8 protein-coding genes and 1 pseudogene are annotated in these 18,027 nt (G+C 62.1%); 2 read left to right on the top strand and 7 right to left on the bottom strand.

What is annotated here, in order from left to right; all coding sequences use genetic code 11:
* Positions 1-53 precede the first annotated feature (53 nt).
* Positions 54-488 (bottom strand): SRPBCC family protein, encoded by a 435-nt coding sequence (locus QM716_RS23795; protein ID WP_283306596.1) that lies wholly within the window; start codon positions 486-488, stop codon positions 54-56.
* Between the two features lie 336 nt (positions 489-824).
* Here QM716_RS23795 and QM716_RS23790 point away from each other — a divergent pair, with 336 nt between their 5' ends.
* Positions 825-2,228: an FAD-binding oxidoreductase gene (locus tag QM716_RS23790; RefSeq protein ID WP_283306702.1), complete on the top strand. Its 1,404-nt coding sequence runs from the start codon at positions 825-827 to the stop codon at positions 2,226-2,228.
* Positions 2,225-3,526, top strand: coding sequence for a class I SAM-dependent methyltransferase (locus QM716_RS23785; protein ID WP_230816598.1), 1,302 nt, complete (start codon positions 2,225-2,227; stop codon positions 3,524-3,526). The genes QM716_RS23790 and QM716_RS23785 overlap by 4 nt, the downstream gene beginning before the upstream one ends.
* A gap of 21 nt (positions 3,527-3,547) precedes the next feature.
* Here the strand turns inward: QM716_RS23785 and QM716_RS23780 are convergent.
* From QM716_RS23780 to QM716_RS23755, 6 genes and pseudogenes are all read right to left on the bottom strand, one after another.
* Positions 3,548-4,605 (bottom strand): annotated as a pseudogene (locus QM716_RS23780) (putative endonuclease domain-containing protein).
* Positions 4,606-4,713: 108 nt separating this feature from the next.
* Positions 4,714-6,855, bottom strand: a complete 2,142-nt coding sequence (locus QM716_RS23775) for a 3-hydroxyacyl-CoA dehydrogenase NAD-binding domain-containing protein (protein WP_283306595.1) — start codon at positions 6,853-6,855, stop codon at positions 4,714-4,716.
* 45 nt (positions 6,856-6,900) lie between these two features.
* Positions 6,901-8,115: an acetyl-CoA C-acetyltransferase gene (locus tag QM716_RS23770; RefSeq protein WP_003943886.1), complete on the bottom strand. Its 1,215-nt coding sequence runs from the start codon at positions 8,113-8,115 to the stop codon at positions 6,901-6,903.
* A 222-nt stretch (positions 8,116-8,337) separates the two neighbouring features.
* Entirely contained in the window at positions 8,338-10,170 is a 1,833-nt protein-coding gene (locus QM716_RS23765; RefSeq protein WP_283306594.1) for a multicopper oxidase family protein, read from the bottom strand.
* Positions 10,171-10,256: 86 nt separating this feature from the next.
* The gene (locus QM716_RS23760; RefSeq protein WP_283306592.1) at positions 10,257-11,813 is read right to left on the bottom strand and encodes a hypothetical protein; all 1,557 of its coding nucleotides are present in this window, start codon (positions 11,811-11,813) and stop codon (positions 10,257-10,259) included.
* Entirely contained in the window at positions 11,810-17,920 is a 6,111-nt protein-coding gene (locus QM716_RS23755) for a type I polyketide synthase (RefSeq protein WP_283306590.1), read from the bottom strand. Before QM716_RS23755 ends, QM716_RS23760 begins: the two co-directional genes overlap by 4 nt.
* Positions 17,921-18,027 lie beyond the last annotated feature (107 nt).

The raw sequence follows: 18,027 nt of genomic DNA, 5'->3' as shown, positions 1-18,027 counted from the left end.
ACGGCGCCGTACCGGTGAAGGTACGACGCCATCTTTCGGTGATGCAGGATCAGTTAGACGAGTTCGCGCTTGAGGTTGTCCAGGACCTGGGCCTGGATGCGCTGCAGACCCTTCGGAGCGAAGGTGCGCTCGAAGAAGCCGCCGATTCCGGTGGCACCCTGCCACTGGGTGAGCGTCGTAACCGTCGTTCCGGTGCCGTTGGGGGCAACAGTCCAGGTGGTGACGAGACTGGAGTTGGCGTCCTTCTCGGTGATGACGTTGCCGTCGACCGTCACGGTGGCCTTGACGTTGCGCGAGCGCTTTTCCGTCGCCTTGAGCGTCCACTGCGCAACGGTGCCGTCACCCTGGCCGCCTTCGACGACCTTGTAGTCGAGGTACTGCTCGGACAGGATTCGCGGGCGAACCGTCTCGTAGTCCGAGAGCGCCGCGAGCACCTTGTCGGGTGCTACTGTGACGACCATCGAACTCATTGCATTGACCTGACCCATATGCCCTACGTCTCCTTGCTCGACCAACGCGGCTCGATACCGCGAATGACTCTCGAATCCGCACCTCGAACTGCGCAGACATTCCTTTCCATATTGCCTGTCCCGCCCCGGTATCTCGACAATCTGCCCTTTCCTGTGAGCTGGTTCACCCGTTGGCGCATTTATCGAGTTCGTTTGCAACAACTCGATCAAATTCGGGCATTAAGACCCCTCCAGATAGCTTGCACGCGCAACTACCGATAGCGTCAGGGTGTGACTCTCTCGTTCAATGGGGTAGTTCAGAAGTTCGATCGAATCCGGACAAAGCAAGGCCCGGGTTCCGATGCTGCGCGCGAAATGGGGTTCGAGCAGCACAGAGAAGGCGTCGAACGCCTACTCGCGTCATACCGCGCCATTCCCCCCGATGCTTCTGTACGCCTGGCAAAGAAGACATCCAATCTGTTCCGCGCTCGCGCCAAGACGTCGGCCCCCGGCCTCGACGTCAGCGGTCTGGCCGGTGTCATCGCCGTCGATGCGCAGGCGCGCACCGCCGACGTCGCCGGCATGTGCACCTACGAAGACCTCGTCGACGCGACGCTGCCCTACGGTTTGGCGCCATTGGTCGTGCCTCAGCTCAAGACCATCACCCTGGGCGGTGCGGTGACAGGCCTGGGCATCGAGTCCACCTCGTTCCGCAACGGCTTACCGCACGAGTCGGTACTCGAAATCGACGTACTGACCGGAAGCGGCGAGATCATCACCGCAACGCCGGACGGCGAACACGCCGAGCTGTTCTTCGGTTTCCCCAATTCCTACGGCACCCTTGGCTATTCGACGCGATTGAAGATCGCACTCGAACCCGTCAAGAAGTACGTCGCCTTGCGTCACGTGCGCTTCGATTCGCTCGAGAAGCTCGAAGAAACGATGGATCGCATCGTCACCGAGCGAGAGTACGACGGGATCGCCGTCGACTACCTCGACGGGGTGGTCTTCACCGATTCCGAGAGCTACCTCACACTCGGCGTGCAAACCGACGACGAAGGTCCGGTCAGCGACTACACCGACCAGGACATCTTCTACCGGTCGATCCAGCATTCGTCGCTCACACAGCCCAAGACGGACCGCCTCACCATTCGGGACTACCTGTGGCGCTGGGACACCGACTGGTTCTGGTGCTCACGGGCTTTCGGTGCACAGAACCCGAAGATCCGGCGCTTCTGGCCCAAGCAGTACCTGCGCAGCAGCTTCTACTGGAAGCTGATTGCCCTCGACCACAAGTACGACATCGGAGATCGCCTCGAAAAGCGCAAGGGCAAGCCCCCGCGCGAACGCGTCGTCCAGGACGTCGAGGTACCCATCGAACGAACCGCGGACTTCGTCTCGTGGTTCCTCGAGGAAATTCCGATCGAACCACTGTGGTTGTGCCCGTTACGCCTTCGCGAACCCAGCCCGGCTGCTGCCTCCGCTTCCCGGCCGTGGCCCCTCTACCCCCTCGAACCCAAGCGCACCTACGTCAACATCGGCTTCTGGTCTTCGGTGCCGATCGTTCCCGGCGAGCGCGAGGGGGCGGCAAATCGACTGATCGAAGAAAAGGTCAGCGATTTCGACGGACACAAATCGCTCTACTCCGACTCCTACTACTCGAAGGAAGACTTCGAGGAGCTGTACTACGGCGGCGACCGGTACATCGGACTCAAGGAACGCTACGACCCGAAATCCCGTTTATTGGATCTATTCTCTAAGGCGGTGCAACGTAAATGACCACGTTCAAAGACTCCAAAAGCCAGGACAAGCTCTCTATTGCCGAGATTCTCGAGACGCTTTCCGACGGCATGCTGCCGCTTCGATTCACCGCGTACGACGGCAGCACCGCCGGCCCCGAAGATGCCGACTACGGACTGCACCTGAAGTCGACTCGCGGAACCACTTATCTCGCAACGGCTCCCGGCGATCTCGGCATGGCCCGCGCGTACGTCTCCGGCGATCTCGAAGCCGAGGGTGTCCACCCCGGTGATCCGTACGAGATTCTGCGCATCATGGGCGACGAACTCCACCTCAAGCGCCCGTCGGCACTGACTCTCGCCAGCATCACGCGCTCGCTGGGCTGGGACCTGTTGCGGCCCATCGCCCCGCCGCCCCAGGAACATCTCCCTCGCTGGCGTCGCGTCGCAGAAGGACTGCGTCACTCCAAGACTCGCGACGCCGAGGTCATCCACCATCACTACGACGTCTCCAACACCTTCTACGAGTATGTCCTCGGCCCGTCCATGACGTACACCTGCGCCGCCTACGACAATGCGGAGCAGACCCTCGAAGAAGCCCAGGAGAACAAGTACCGCCTGGTGTTCGAGAAGCTCGGACTTCAGAAGGGTGATCGACTTCTCGACATCGGCTGCGGCTGGGGCTCGATGGTTCGCTACGCGGCCAGGCGCGGCGTCAAGGTGATCGGCGTGACTCTCTCACGCGAACAGGCAGATTGGGCACAGAAGGCCATCGAGGACGAAGGTCTCGCCGATCTCGCACAGGTCCGTTTCTCCGACTACCGCGACGTCGCGGAGACCGGGTTCGACGCAGTGTCCTCGATCGGCCTGACCGAACACATCGGCGTCGGAAACTACCCGGCGTACTTCGAGTTCCTCAAGGGGAAGTTGCGCGAGGGTGGGCGCCTGCTCAACCACTGCATCACCCGTCCGGACAACCGAAGCGGCGCCAAGGCAGGCGGATTCATCGACCGGTACGTCTTCCCCGACGGGGAGCTCACCGGATCGGGTCGCATCATCTCCGAGATCCAGAACGTCGGTCTCGAGGTACGGCACGAGGAGAACCTTCGCGAGCACTACGCACTGACGCTCGCCGGATGGTGCCAGAACCTCGTCGACAACTGGGACGCCTGCGTCGCCGAGGTCGGCGAAGGAACCGCACGCGTCTGGGGCCTGTACATGGCGGGTTCACGGCTCGGATTCGAGCGCAATGTCGTTCAGCTGCACCAGGTTCTGGCCGTCAAACTCGGCCCCAAGGGTGAGGCGCATGTGCCGCTTCGCCCGTGGTGGAAGGCCTAGGGGCAAAGCCCCTGTGAGTGGTTAAGCAGTCTCTGCACTCCTTAACCACTCACAGGCCCCGCAGGGGTTCTCCCCTGTTCTCTCCCAACCTCCCCGCCGCAAGACCGTCTCCACTTCGTGTGCAACCTGACATGGAGTCTTCATCACCTCGTCGAATCCGTAGACCAACCGCGGACGACCTGCCAGCTCTGCCGCATTGTCACGGCGGCGATCACGGAATGCCACTTCGGCCATGGAATGCGCCCACCGACCGTCGAGACGCACGATCAGCGGCACACCGACTTCGCTGTAATCGCAATCCTCGAACAGCGTGCGGCCGTCGACGCGCACCGGCGATTGACGTCTCGCCGTCGGCAATCCGTGTGGCTGCTCCACATCCACCGCATAGTGATATTCCAGTGATGATTGCACCCCGTCTGCCAAAAGCTTCACCGCACTGTCGAGAACCTTCCGGTATCTACGGGGTGCACGCTCCTCCATGCGTCGGCGGATGTCCGTCAAACGGATGCGTCCGTTGGTGACTGTGGTGATGAGGCTGACGTAGGCCTCGCGCGGAGTCGGTTCTGCGACGGCCAGATCGAGAGCTGTATCAGCCTTGCCGGTGCGCGGCATCTTCGCATCGACACCGATGTGACGATGAGCCCTCGAACGGTGGACCACGACGCCGGGATGGAGAACAGTGCCGATCATGGGTGACGGATGTCGGTCGGCGCCGAGGCCACGAACGAAAGTCGCAGCCTGAGAGATCGCAGACTTCCCGTACGGAACGGTGATATGTACGGGTGCAGTGCAGTGCTGTCCGGCCGACGCATCGACCATTCCTCAGCGGCGGTGTGATGGCTGAGCATCGACGACCCGCCGCCGTACAAGAGCGCGGCCTCGAGAACTGCATACCTGGTCAGTGGGCCCGTGGTGACGGAGTAGACGCCGCGAAGAACAGTTCGCCAGCGTCCGACCTCAACTCGTTGTTTCACGCGAGAGCGAGGAAATCCGATGGCGTGAAGTTGGGCGTGACTGACCAGTCCGTGCTGAGCATCGACGATGGTCTGCAGTGAATCGATTTCTGGATGTGAAGGCATACGACGAGCCTGCAAATACATACAGAGGCATTTCGCCGAAAAAACTAACCTGTGGATAAAGCTGTGCGCGGTTAGGAAGTGCTGAGACTCCCTAACCGCGCACGGGGGCTATGCCCCTAGCGAGGCCGGCGGGGTGAACCGCGGGCCGTACTGCGCAGCGAGTTCCTTTGCGCGAGCGACGAAGCCGGCCGTGCCGCCCTCGTAGCCGACGATGAACTGGTGAACGCCACCGGTCCAGGCCGGGAATCCGATGCCCATGATGGAGCCGATGTTGGCGTCCGCCGTGGTGATCAGGACGTTCTCGTCGAAGCACTTCTGCGTCTCGATCGCCTCGATGAACAGCATGCGGTCGATGAGGTCCTGGATCGGAGCGTCGGAGGTTCCGGAGTTGAAGTTCTCGCGGAGTCCGGACCACAGGCCGGTGCGCTTGCCCTCTGCGTAATCGTAGAAGCCGGCTCCACCGAGCTTGCCCTTACGATCGAACTTCTCGACGAGGGTGTTGATGACCTCGCCGGCCGGATCTGCCGGCAGTTCCTTGCCTTCGGCCTTGGCGGCGTCGACAGATTCCTTGCGGATCTTCTGCATGAGGGTGAGGTTGAGCTCATCCGAAAGCTGAAGCGGCGCAGCCGGGTAACCGGCCTGCATACCCGCCTGCTCGATGGTGGCAGGCTCGACTCCCTCGGCGAGCATGCCGATGGCCTCGTTGATGAAGGTTCCGATGACACGCGAGGTGAAGAAGCCACGCGAGTCGTTGACCACGATCGGCGTCTTGCGGATTGCCTGGACGTAGTCGAACACGCGGGCCAGAGTCTCGTCGGAGGTCTTCTCACCACGGATGATCTCCACCAGCGGCATCTTGTCGACGGGAGAGAAGAAGTGGATGCCGATGAAGTCTTCCTGACGCTTCACACCGGTGGCGAGACCCGTGATGGGCAGCGTCGAGGTGTTCGAGCCCAGCAGTGCCTTGGGATCGACGATGTCCTCGATCTCCTGGAACACCTTGTGCTTGAGTTCCTGGCTCTCGAAGACGGCTTCGATGACGAAGTCGACGCCGGCGAAATCGGCCGGGTCGGCCGTCGGGGTGATCTTCGCGAGGAGTGCGTCGGACTTCTCCTGCGTGGTCTTGCCGCGCGAGAGTGCCTTGGCCTCAATGCCTTCGGAGTACGCCTTGCCCTTGTTCGCAGCCTCGATGGTGACGTCCTTGAGGACGACGTCGAAGCCTGCCTTGGCGGAGACGTACGCGATGCCCGCGCCCATCATGCCTGCGCCGATGACGCCGACCTTCTTGATGGTGGACTTCTCGATGCCTGCCGGACGTGAACCGCCGCCGTTGATCGACTGCAGGTCGAAGAAGAACGCCTGAATCATGTTCTTCGCGACGCGGCCGGTCACCAGAGAGGTGAAGTAGCGAGCCTCGATGAGCAGCGCGTTGTCGATGTCGACCTGCGAGCCCTCGACGGCTGCGGCCATGATGGCGCGCGGGGCCGGCATCGGAGCACCCTTGAGCTGCTTACGCAGGTTCGCGGGGAACGCCGGAAGGTTGGCAGCGAATGCCGGAGTGGACGGGGTTCCGCCAGGAATCTTGTAGCCCTTGACATCCCACGGCTGAACGCCGCCTTCAGGGTTGGCCTTGATCCACGCCTTCGCGGCCGGAACCAGTTCCTCTACCGAGCCGACGACCTCGTCGATGAGGCCGACTTCCTTGGCCTGGACCGGCCCACGCTGCTGTCCCTGGAGCAGGACGCCCATGAGCGCGTTCTGCAGGCCGAGCATCCGTACGGTGCGAACGACGCCGCCGCCGCCGGGCAGCAAGCCGAGGGTGACTTCGGGCAGGCCGATCTTGACGCCCTTGACGTCTGCCGCGATGCGGTGGTGGGTCGCCAGAGCAATCTCGAGGCCGCCGCCGAGTGCCGCGCCGTTGATGGCGGCGACTACCGGCTTGCCGAGAGTTTCGAGGCGACGCAGGTCTGCCTTGATCTCGACGCTGTGGTTGTAGATCTCCTCGGCCTGCTCGGGGCCGACCTTGATCATGTTCTTGAGGTCACCACCCGCGAAGAAGGTCTTCTTGCCGGAGGTGATGACGGCACCGGTGATGGAGTCCTTCTCGGCGACCAGACGGTCGACGGTGGCCTTCATCGACGCGATGTACGCGTCGTTCATGGTGTTTGCGCCCTGGTTGGGATCGTTGATGGTGAGCACGACGATGCCGTCGGCGTCCTGGTCCCAGTTGATGATGTTCTGATCAGTCACTTTGATTGACTCCTGGTAAGCCTCGTTGGAAGGACGGACGCCGCGTCAGACGCGCTCGATGATGGTGGCAACGCCCATACCGCCGCCGATGCACAGGGTGATGAGGGCGCGCTTGCCGCCACGACGCTCGAGCTCGTCGACCATCGTTCCGGTGATCATCGCGCCGGTTGCACCGAGCGGGTGGCCCATGGCGATGGCGCCGCCGTTGACGTTGAGCTTCTCGTCCGGGATGTTCAGGTCCTTCTGGAACTTCAGGACGACGGAGGCGAACGCCTCGTTGATCTCGAAGAGGTCGATGTCGTCGACGGTCAGGCCGGCAGCAGCCAGAACCTTCTTCGACGCCGGCGTCGGGCCGGTGAGCATGATTGTGGAGTCGGCTCCGCTGGTGGCGGTGGCGACGACGCGAGCGCGCGGCGTCAGACCCATGTCCTTGCCGGCCTGCTCGCTACCGACGAGCACGAGTGCAGCGCCGTCGACGATTCCCGAGCTGTTGCCGCCGTGGTGAACGTGGTTGATCTTCTCGACCCAGTGGTACTTCTGCAGCGACACGGCGTCGAATCCGCCGATTTCACCGATCACACCGAATGCGGAAGCCAGGCCGGCGAGGTTCTCCGCCGTGGTGCCCGGACGCATGTGCTCGTCGTTGTCGAGGATGGTGATGCCGTTGATGTCCTTGACCGGCACTACCGACTTGGCGAAGTATCCGCCGGTCCACGCCTTGGCAGCGAGGTCCTGCGAGCGCACGGCGTATGCGTCGACGTCGTCACGCGAGAAGCCCTCGATGGTGGCGATGAGGTCTGCGCCGACGCCCTGCGGGACGAAGTAGTTGTCGTAGTTGGTGGCGGGGTCGAGCGCCCACGGTCCACCGTCGGATCCCATGGGAACGCGGGACATCGACTCGACGCCACCGGCGATCACCAGTTCGTCCCAGCCGGACCGGACCTTCTGAGCAGCCATGTTCACGGCTTCGAGACCGGAAGCGCAGAAACGGTTGAGCTGAACGCCGCCGACGGTGTCCGGCAATCCCGCATCGTTGACTGCGACGCGGGCGATGTCCATTCCCTGATCGCCAACGGGGGTGACAACGCCCAGGATGAGGTCGGAGATCCGATCCTCGTCGAGGTCGGGAAAGCGCACGCGCAGTTCCTGGATCAGGCCCGTGACCAGCGAGATCGGCTTGACCGAGTGCAACGACCCGGTCTTCTTGCCGCGGCCTCGCGGGGTACGGATGGCTTCATAAATGAATGCCTCTGTGGTCACTGTGAGGTGTTCCTTCCGTGTAATTCGTCGAACCGGTCTGCAGATCGTCCGCGCCGCCTTGGGTGGTGGCGCATGGCCGAGGTACAGACCTCAGCCCTTTCACTGTAGAACGTGTTCCAAATTCATGGGAAGGACCGAAGCGATCCTGCTAGGTGACCGAGGTGATCCGACGTGCGTGCGCCTGCCCGCTCCGGTTCATTTCGAGTGCGCTTCCGGAAGCGCTCACGGCACGATTCGATAGGGCAGCATCATGTCGTGATCTTCGTGATCGAGTAGGTGGCAGTGCCACACGTATCCCTGGAGTTGACCAGAGTTGCTCACACCGTGGTGCCTACTTCCCTGATGCGCCTGATCGCCACCCGTCATCCCACCGCCCGTCATCCCAGCGCTGGGATGACGGGCGAACATCGCGTCGGGATCGAAACCCAGCTCGTCCGCGGTCGGGAATCGCACGATGATCCGCGTGATCGTCCCGCCGTCCACCCTGACGGTGTCTTTCATCCCCGCTTCCCAGCGCGCCGGCGCAATCATCGGCCCGGCCTCGAACCCGTCGGGCGACGGAGTCCACTTGTTGCCGATGGCCGGCTGCGGATGACGGATCAGGTACTCCAGCGTCCGCATCGGCGTTCTGCCGAGAATTCGGAAGTTCACCAGGTGCAGGTGGATCGGATGCGGGTCCGGCGTGGTGTTGACGATGTTCCACTGCTCGACGGTGCCCTGCCGCGGCCTCTCGACGTCGGTGGTGCTGAACGTCAGGTTGTTCAGCGTCATCTGAGCCGGCGGATTCCGCAGTTCCAGTTGCTGGCTCACCGTCACCGTGCGTATTACCGTCGGATGCTCCAACGGGGCGAGAACGCCACGTTGCCCTCGCCCGCCGCGCAGTTGCGACGGAACACCACCGGTGAATCCGCGCCTGGAATCGCCGCGGAACCGGCAGAACAGCGGCATCGTCACTTCACCGATGACAGCGGCGGGTAGCGGTGGCGCCTCGTCGTTGCGAAGCTCCACCGTCGATCCCTCCGACAGTCCGGTGAAATCGACGAGGAGGTCGTAGCGCTCCCCCGGCGCGCATCGGAAGGCGCTGACCGCGACGGGCGCGTCCAGCATTCCGGCGTCGTTGCCGATGACCCAGAACGTCATCATGTTGGAGAAGTGGAGATTCCACACGCTTGCCGACGACGCATTGACGATCCTGAAACGGTAAAGGCCCCGAGCCACAGCCAGTTCCGGCCAAACCTTGCCGTTGACCAAGCCGACGTCGCCCACCGCGCCGCCTTCCCACGAGCCTTCCGGTATCAAGATGGTGGATCGGCCGCTCTGGGCGCCTGCCGGCGTGAAGATCTTCTCCTGCAATATCAGGGGGATCTCGAATTCCTCGGCCGGCAGCCCCAACGGATTTCCCAGCTTGCCGGTGTCGAATTCGTCCCTGATCAGATAGTTGCCGATCAGTCCGGCGTAGACGTTGAGCCGGGTGATGCCCATCGCGTGATCGTGATACCAGAGGTGCGTAGCTTCCTGCCCGTGCGAAAAATGATGCATCGCAGCCTGTCCCGGCATCACCAGCAGCTCCGGATGGCCATCACTCTCGGGCGGATTGACTCCTCCGTGCAAGTGCAACGATGTCGGCGGATTCGCGCGAAACTCGGCCTGCATTCCGTGCAATGTCATATCCATGTCAGCAGCCAACGGATGCCCGGCGAGATTGTTCTCGAACGTCAACATGATCGGCTCGTCCGAATGCGCCTCGACGGTGGGCCCCAAGTAGCCGCCGCCGATCTCTGCGCTGCTGTACGACAAGGCCGGGGACGACGGAAAATCCCGGTGAAATACGTGTGTCCCGACCTGCGCAGCCAGAGTGACCTCACTACCGGAAAGCATTGGAAGTGACGGAAGCTCGTCACAAAACGGCTCGAAGTCCGGTGAATGAAAAATCAACGGAGACTCGACATCCACACTCCCCGCCGGAGCAGCACTTGCCTTTGCGCCCCAAGCAACAGCCGCTGCGCCGACTGCCGACCCTTTCAGAACTGACCGCCTCGACACTCCGGTACCCATACTTGCCCCTCCCCTCGAAACGGGTTGCGTTCTCCGGCAAGGAAAACGCAACCCGTATCTCGACTTCGATCTCGGAAACCCCCCGTCTACTTTCCGTCGATCGCCTCCAGCACCGAATTGATCAGTGACTGAGGAAGTTTCGACGGCGGAGGGATATCCAGTCCGCCCGGAGCACCCGGCATCGTCCAGACGGTTCTGTGCCGAGCGATCGCGAGCTTCTCCCGCGATCCGTCCGGATTGACCTTGAAATACTCGAACTCGAGGTCGATCCCCTTCTCGTAGAGAGCTGCCAACGACATCGTGACAAGCACATCGTCGAACGGCATGACCTCACGCAGATGCTCCACCCTGGTGTGCACACAACGCAGTTCACCCAGAGCGCCGCGGGCCGCCAAGGCCTCACGTTGAGAGCGGACGAGGAACTTGTCCCGAACCCTCGACTGCCAGATGTAATAGTTACCGAAGTAGATGTTGCCCACGACGTTTCCGTCTTGCAGCGTCGTCGAGAACACCTCGGATTCGAGAAGATACGGATTGCGCGGCACCATCGGAGCCGAGCGAATCACGGAACCACGATCGACGTCCTTCGGCTCAGCCGGGACGGCAACGCTCTTCGCCCCCGTCGGATTCGTCATCGGCTCGATGAAATCGTGGAAGTACTGCGGCATCGGCCGTGCCGCCACCACGCCGTGGGAGAGGATTTCCACCCATGTCGTCTGCATCGCGCTCCACCCGATGTGGGTGCGCGTCTCACCGTCGACCCTGCACCATTCGACATGCAGATTGGTGGTTGCCCGATCCGGACCGGTGAGCTCGGTGATCCAGATCGTCCCCTCGACAATGTCGTCGGTATACAGGTTTGCATCGATGAACACCTCGGAGTTGTTGGTCACCATGCCCCAACGACCCGTCGCCATGTCCTCCACGATCTTCTTCGAGATCGGTCCGGTCCCTCTCTCCCGCAAAGCGCCCAACCACAGCGCGAAGCTGGCGAACCCTACTGATCCACCGACGTTGCACGCTTCCCGGAACCCGACGGGGAACCGGATCAACACCGCCGGATAGCCGCTGCGTGCCACCACGTGCACGTCGGAGCCGTAGGCCATCGGATCGAACTGCGCGAGAGACTTCGCCGACAACGGCCCGGTGTCGAACTGTGGTGCCGGGTCCTGCGCCGGTTCTCCCGCATCTTCCTCATGGGTTACGAAAGCGAGAATGCGCTCCTCGTTGTCCGTCAACAGAGCTGGAAAGGTCAGAACCACCACGCTTCCCTCCGCGCCACCGCGGAAGGTCACTGCGTCGTCCTCCCTGGAGCCCATCGCCAGAGAAACCGACATCTGCCCCGTGGCCTTTCGGATCGCCTCGGCCGCCGCCCACAGTCTGGTTCCCGCTCGATCGAGAGATTCGCCGCCTGCGATCAACTCGTCGAGCAGCGGAATCCGCGCCGAACCCAGAAGTGCCTTCCACTGCACAACGGTTCGGGAGCGAATCGGTTCGATGTCACACCCCTGCGGCCAGTCACCCGCGGAGCTGAGGGACTTACTACCGTCGTGAGAGAGCGAGACATCCACCGATGGTGGAACGTCACCGACAACGACGGGCTTTCCGGTTTCCTGCCATTCGATGGCAAAGGCATTGCTCATTTGATCACCGCATCCTCATCGAGATGAGTGTTCACGGCCGCCTCGGCGATCGGTTTCTCCTGCTCGTGGCGCTCCGACTTGGTCAGCTCGTGAATCCCCGGGGTATGTGCGACCACAACACGCGGACTCTTCACTCCCAACGCACGACTGTGTTGCGCGAGCTTGTCGAGAATGATCTGCGCATCACGCGCAGTCGGATCCGCGATTTCCTCAGCCGTAGGCCTACTTTCGTCGTGAGAGAGAATCTGGGAGCGATATCCCTCGAGCTGTATCACCACTCGTCCGTCCTTCACCACTGCCACGTCGGCTTGCATGTGGGTCTCGGTCTGCACCTTGTCGTAGGCGTGTGCGGTGAACGAACGAGCCTCGAACCGCCCGTCGTACATGTCGATTCGCGCGATGTTGACCGGAAGGCAGATCTCCCGCGGAACCATGACCTGGCCCGATTGCAGCAGTGAATCCAGGAAGTAAGGATCACCGAGGAGGTGCTGCTTACGGTCGGCTCGCGAAATAGCACTGAAGAGAATGTGCTCGGAGTCGAGGCTCGAGATCTCTTCGAGTCGGCGGAAATCGCCCTCCTGGAACAGCAACCACGAGTAGAGGCCGTCCAATGGATCGATGTCGAGCACCGGTCGCGGCAACTCCCTCTCGAACTCCGGCAGTGTTTCATCCAGCCCGAATATGAAGTCGGCCGAGAAATGGGGCCGCCCGTACCCGGTCCGTTCGGTGCCGATCGTGACATGCACCCGCGTTCCGGCGGCATCACGATCCTGCTCGACGACGCTTGCCTTGATCTCGACTTTGGTGCCCTCGACCGTGTCGACGACGATCGGTCGATCCAGCTTGATGTCGTCGATGCGGACGCGGCCCAGGGTCACGCGTCCCGTGACATAGGCCGCCACCTGCGACATCGCCTCGAGCCCGAACACCGTCGGCAGCAACGCCGATCCATTCCAGACATGGTCGAGGACAAACGGATCCGCCGAGGTGGACAACGTCGTCCGGGTCACCAGTTCTACCTGCGGCTCGAATGTCACGACTTGGTCGATGTAGCGCGACACCGCCGGCAGAGCCGGTGCTGCGGGCGCCCAGGTGTCGAGACCACCGAGTCGACTGGTCACGACGATGCGACTCGCCTCGGGTCCGCTGTCGACCAGGCGAAGGAAATGATCCACTCCCGCAGCCGTCGAAATCGGCATGACACCCATCTTCGCGAGGTGGTTGACACTGCCCATGCGGGCGCCCATCCCTGTCTCTCCCCACACGCTGTATGCGAGCGAGAACGTCCGAGTCTTCGGGTGGCCGGCGGCATACCGCACCACCATTTCGTCGAGAAGCTCGTTTCCGTATGCATACCAGCTGTTTCCGGGCATACCTGTGAATCCGATGATGGAGGAAAAGCCCACGAACAGCTTCAACTCACGATCGGCGAGCGCTTCGACGAAGTTGGCTGCGCCCAGGACCTTCGGTGCAACCTCCTTGAAAGCCGCAGCGCTGTCGACTCTCTCGAACCGCCGCGGAACATTCGCCCCCGCACCGTGGACAAACCCGGTGATCGGCCCCACCTCGACCTCGATCTGAGCGACGACGCCGGCCACTGCCGCAGCATCCGTGACGTTGCAGCGGTAGTAGTGGGCACTCAAACCGGCAGACACGAAGTCCGCAAGAGTGGAGGCGATTTCGTCGCCCGACTGGCGCTGAGAGCTTCCGATCAGTACCAGTTCGGCGCCGGTCTTTCGACCGAGTGCCAGAGCGCACTGCGCCATGATGCCTTTCGCGCCACCGGTCACGACCACTACATCCGAACTTCCCAGCCCGCTTTCGCGGACGGTGTAGTCGTTCGAGGCGAGAACCCGCGGTTGCAGTGCCGTGCGCCCTAGCTCGGCGTCGTAAGTCGCGAACACGTAGGGTGCAACCGAATCCAACTCGGAGACGACAGTGGTTGCTACCTCTGCGTCCGCCGTCGAGCCGTCGAATCCTATGACGCGTACATCCAACTCGGGGCGCTCGTGATGCACCGAAGCTGCAAAAGCCGCCGCACTCGGCACCGGCGCTGGATTGCTCAACTCGGCATCGGTGAATTGAATCACTGCCAATGTGGTTCGCGCGCCTCCACCTTGCTGCGCCGGAACTATTTTGTGCATGTGTTCGATCCCGCGGCGCAAACCGATCTCGGTGACAGAATCATCGGTCACACGCGGCATTACGGCAATCACGTGATGTGCATTCGCAGTGCCGGTGTCGGAGAATGTCCGGGTGTCGACGTTGGCGCCACGGCCTCGAAGTTCGGATTCCAATCTTCCGACCAAACCGGCGTCGTCACCGATGACGACAAACGTAGTGTCCGTGAGTTCTCGGACTCCGTGCAACCCTGTCTCGCTCCGAACCTTTTCCAAGGTGTAATCGCGAACCCAGGTGAAGCTGTCGGCCGATATACCCTGTGCCTTCGTCGGCAGCGCCCGCGCAGTCGGCTGCTCCTGCCCCGACTTCTCCTTGGCGGACCGATCGAGCACCTCGATCAGTTCACCCAGGCTGACGTTGACGAGTTCGGCCGGATCCAGGTCACCCTGAACACCCAACCGTGTTGCCACCGTTGCAATTGCGTCGGCAGCCTTGATCGAGTCCATGTTCAGGTCGTCGAGCAGGTGGAGATCCACATCGAGAGACTCCACTGGAAATCCGGTGTCCTTTGCGATTACCTCGAGCAGGATTCGCGACACGTCCGACTGCGCCGAACGCGCTGCCGAAACGGCAGAGCCGGCATTCGGCGCGGCCGCAAGGATCAGCGATGCAGCTTCTCCGATGGTGGCGTTGGCCAACTCGGCCGGGTCGAGGTCGACAACCTCGAACTGGTACGCGACCTTCGAAATAGCCTCTGCCGCACTGATCGAGTCGAGATTCAGATCATCGAGCAGACGCAGATCCGTCGTGATCGACTCGGCCGGGAACCCCGTGGTGTCGGCGAGGATCCTGATCAGCTCGCTTTCCACGGACCCCGCGCCAGCGCCAGCCGGCGCTTCGACTACCGGAACTGAAACGGGCGAAGAAGCTTTCGCTGCTACAGATTCGTGGCCGTTGGTGACTGCCCGCGGAGTCGGAGCAGATGGGGCAGGTGGTGCGGTCACTCCACTGCCCACATCAGCGCGGATGACGTCGACGAGGAAGGTCCCGCGTCGGCTCAGGTAATCGGCCAGCGCCGCAGCCGGATCCCCGCCGGACGAACCAAGTGCGAGCGGTTCGGGAGCAGATGTAACCGACAGCTTCGCCTCGGCCAGGTTCTCGATGAACACCTTCTGATCGGCGGGAACGAATTCGCGCACGAAGCGGCCGTCGAAAAGTTCGTTCCAGCGGACCTGAGCGCCGTGTACGTACATCGCGGCCAGTGCGACGTTGAAGTCCTCGTCACGTCCGGACTTGGACGCAACGGGGAAGCAGCGCACGCCGTCGGTCCCGTTGACCGCCTTGGTGAGCCCGGTCAGCACACGGCCGGGTCCGACCTCGACAAGCAGGTCCACTTCCTGTGAGATCCCACGTACCGTCTTGACCCAATCGACCGGTGAGACAACCTGTTTGGTGATCAATTCGCGAAGTGCCAGTGGCGTCTGTACGCGTTCACCTTCAACGCAGGAATATACGGGACAGGTCAGCGAATCGACTTGCTCGTCAACGGGCGCAGTGGACTTCAGCTCCCGCTCGGCCTCGTTCATCATCTCGGAGTGGAAAGCATTCGACACGGCAAGCGCCTGGGCCGACACTCCGCGTGTCTTCGCGATGGAAACCACATCGTCGACCGCATCCTTGGTACCCGAAACTACCGTCTGTGTAGGCGTATTCAGATTCGCGACGGTCGCGTATTCCTTTGCTTCAGCGATGATCGCCTCGGCCGTCGATCGGTCGCAGGTCAGGCTCGCCATTGCGCCGTTTCCGCCACCACTGACCGCCATGGCCGCGCCCTTCGCCGCAGCCAAGGTGATCAGCGTCTTCTTGTCGTAAGCCCCTGCCGCGTAGAGGGCTGTCAACTCTCCGAGACTGTGCCCGGCAACGGCACTGGGTGTGACACCCAAACGGTGGAGGTACTCGAACCACAGTAGCGACGCCAAGGCAACGGCCGGCTGGGTGAACTGCGTCTGGGCGAGGTCCCTCTTCCACTTCGCCAATTCCGCAGCGTCAGCGCTCTTGACCGGGTTCCGCAGAATCCGCGGCGTGATCGCCTCGGCTCCCACATCCTCCAGCCAGCCGTCGGCCTCATCCGCCAGTTCACGTGCCCACTCGAAACGCTCGATCAGCACGCGAGCCATTTCGAGCTGTTGTGATCCCTGTCCCGGGAACAGGAACCCGATGTCATGACGAACGTTGTTCGAGATCGATATCTCGTTGCTGACCACCTTGACCTGGCCGGCTGCGGGCGCAGAGTTCTCGCAGATCACGGCGAGCTGGCGCATGCGTTCGGCCAACTGCGCGGGTCGACCTGCCACCACCGCGGCACGGAAGGGCGCGGTCGGCGAGATCACCCGCGACAGCTTCGCCGAAAAGTCCAGCAGCTCGGCAACACTCAACGGAACTGCCAGATCTGCGACATCCCGCGCTCGGGCCGTCAAGTCCATGGCGGAATCTGCCGAGAGTACAAATACCTCGGTATCCTGGTACGACGCCATCATGGTGCGGACGTCTCGCGAAGGTATCAGCTTGCTCGACGGTGCATCAGCCGATTCGATGGCGACGTGGCAGTTGATACCGCCGAATCCCATCGCCTGCGCACCGGCGCGCATCTTCTCGGACGGATCTCTGATCTCGCCGTTGACGAGCGGAAAGAGCGCTGGCGCTTCGGTTCCGAACGCCGGGTTCGGGTCGGTGCAACCGGCGATCGGCGGAAGGATTCGTTGGTTGACGGCCATTGTCGCCTTGATCAGCGCAAGGATGCCCGACGCCGCCTTCGTGTGCCCGATCAGCGACTTCAGCGAGGTCATACCGATGCTACGAGCCTCGACGGGTCCGTCCGTCTGCGCGGCCTGCTGGACGCCGGCAAGTTCGACAGGGTCCCCGACGGGAGTACCGGTTCCGTGTCCTTCGACAAAGGCAACCTCGCTGGCAGCGAATCCTGCTCCCGAATATGCGCGACGGATCATTTCTGCCTGAGTTTCGGCGCGGGGCTTGGTAATTCCACCCTTGCCATCGGTGGAGATGCCCCAGCCGCGAATCGTCGCGTACACGTAGTCGCCGTCGGCCCTGGCGTCCTCGAGTCGTTTCAAGGCCACGAATCCGCAACCTTCACCCGGGATGAATCCACTTCGGCTTGCGTCGTACACGTTCATGTCACCGCGTGTCAGTGCACCCAAACGCGCGAATCCCACGAGTTCCAAAGGATCCAAGCTGACGTCGACTCCACCTGCCAATACGAAGTCGGCCGCGCCGGACGCCAGCTTTTCCGCCGCAGTCGCCACAGCGAGCATTCCGGACGCGCATGCACCGTCCACAACGTACCCGCCGCCGTTGAAATCGAGATAGTTGCAGATACGCCCGGCGATCGTATTCGACAACATGCCCGCCAGAGTGTCTTCGCTTGGCTCCACCAACGGGCCCTTGTAGACCTCTTCCATCGTCTCGGCGAGAGCATCGACAACAGAACTGTCCAACTGGCGTGCTTCGGCCGCCACTGTGAGCGCACGCTTGACGTAAGGCCAGCGCAAACGCATCGACCACATCCGGGATTCCTCACCGGTGAGGGAGTTGCCGACGATTGCGGCGCTGCGTCCAGTGGGCACCGATCCTCGGCTGTAGCCCGCGTCCGTCAAAGCCCCGAGTGCTGTTTCCAGCGCCAACCAGTGCGTGAGATCTGTCGACTTGAAGGTTCGCTCCGGTATCCGGCGTCCGACCCAGTCGAATTCGAATCCATCCATGAACGCGCCCCGGTCGGCATACGTTTTGTCGACGTCGTCGGGATTTGCGCTCCAATAGTCGTCGAGAGACATCCGCGACTCGGGAAACTTTCGGAATTGCATCCGGCGCGCGAGGACGTTCTCCCAAAATCCTTGCAGATCATTTGCACCGGGAGACCACATGCTCATCCCGACTATCGCGATTGCAGGATTAGTTGAATCTTCAGTCATCTCACACTTCCTATTTTCACGCGCATCCACGGGAGACTCAATCGACCGAAGACTAACCACGTGTTCATCGGTGTGTAAAACGCAGATTCACCTCAAGGCATAACCAA

It is taken from the genome of Rhodococcus sp. IEGM 1409 (assembly GCF_030056735.1).
In the GTDB taxonomy this organism is placed as follows: Bacteria; Actinomycetota; Actinomycetes; order Mycobacteriales; family Mycobacteriaceae; genus Rhodococcus_F.
The sequence above is the reverse complement of the archived record's forward strand: the minus strand, read 5'-3'. Positions and strand labels throughout refer to the sequence as shown.

Excerpts from the sequence above, each read along its gene's own strand:
- QM716_RS23760 (WP_283306592.1), bottom strand. The coding sequence starts at position 11,813 with ATGAGCAATGCCTTTGCCATCGAATGGCAGGAAACCGGAAAGCCCGTC.
- QM716_RS23790 (WP_283306702.1), top strand. The coding sequence starts at position 825 with ATGGGGTTCGAGCAGCACAGAGAAGGCGTCGAACGCCTACTCGCGTCA.
- QM716_RS23755 (WP_283306590.1), bottom strand. The coding sequence starts at position 17,920 with ATGACTGAAGATTCAACTAATCCTGCAATCGCGATAGTCGGGATGAGC.
- QM716_RS23795 (WP_283306596.1), bottom strand. The coding sequence starts at position 488 with ATGGGTCAGGTCAATGCAATGAGTTCGATGGTCGTCACAGTAGCACCC.
- QM716_RS23765 (WP_283306594.1), bottom strand. The coding sequence starts at position 10,170 with ATGGGTACCGGAGTGTCGAGGCGGTCAGTTCTGAAAGGGTCGGCAGTC.
- QM716_RS23785 (WP_230816598.1), top strand. The coding sequence starts at position 2,225 with ATGACCACGTTCAAAGACTCCAAAAGCCAGGACAAGCTCTCTATTGCC.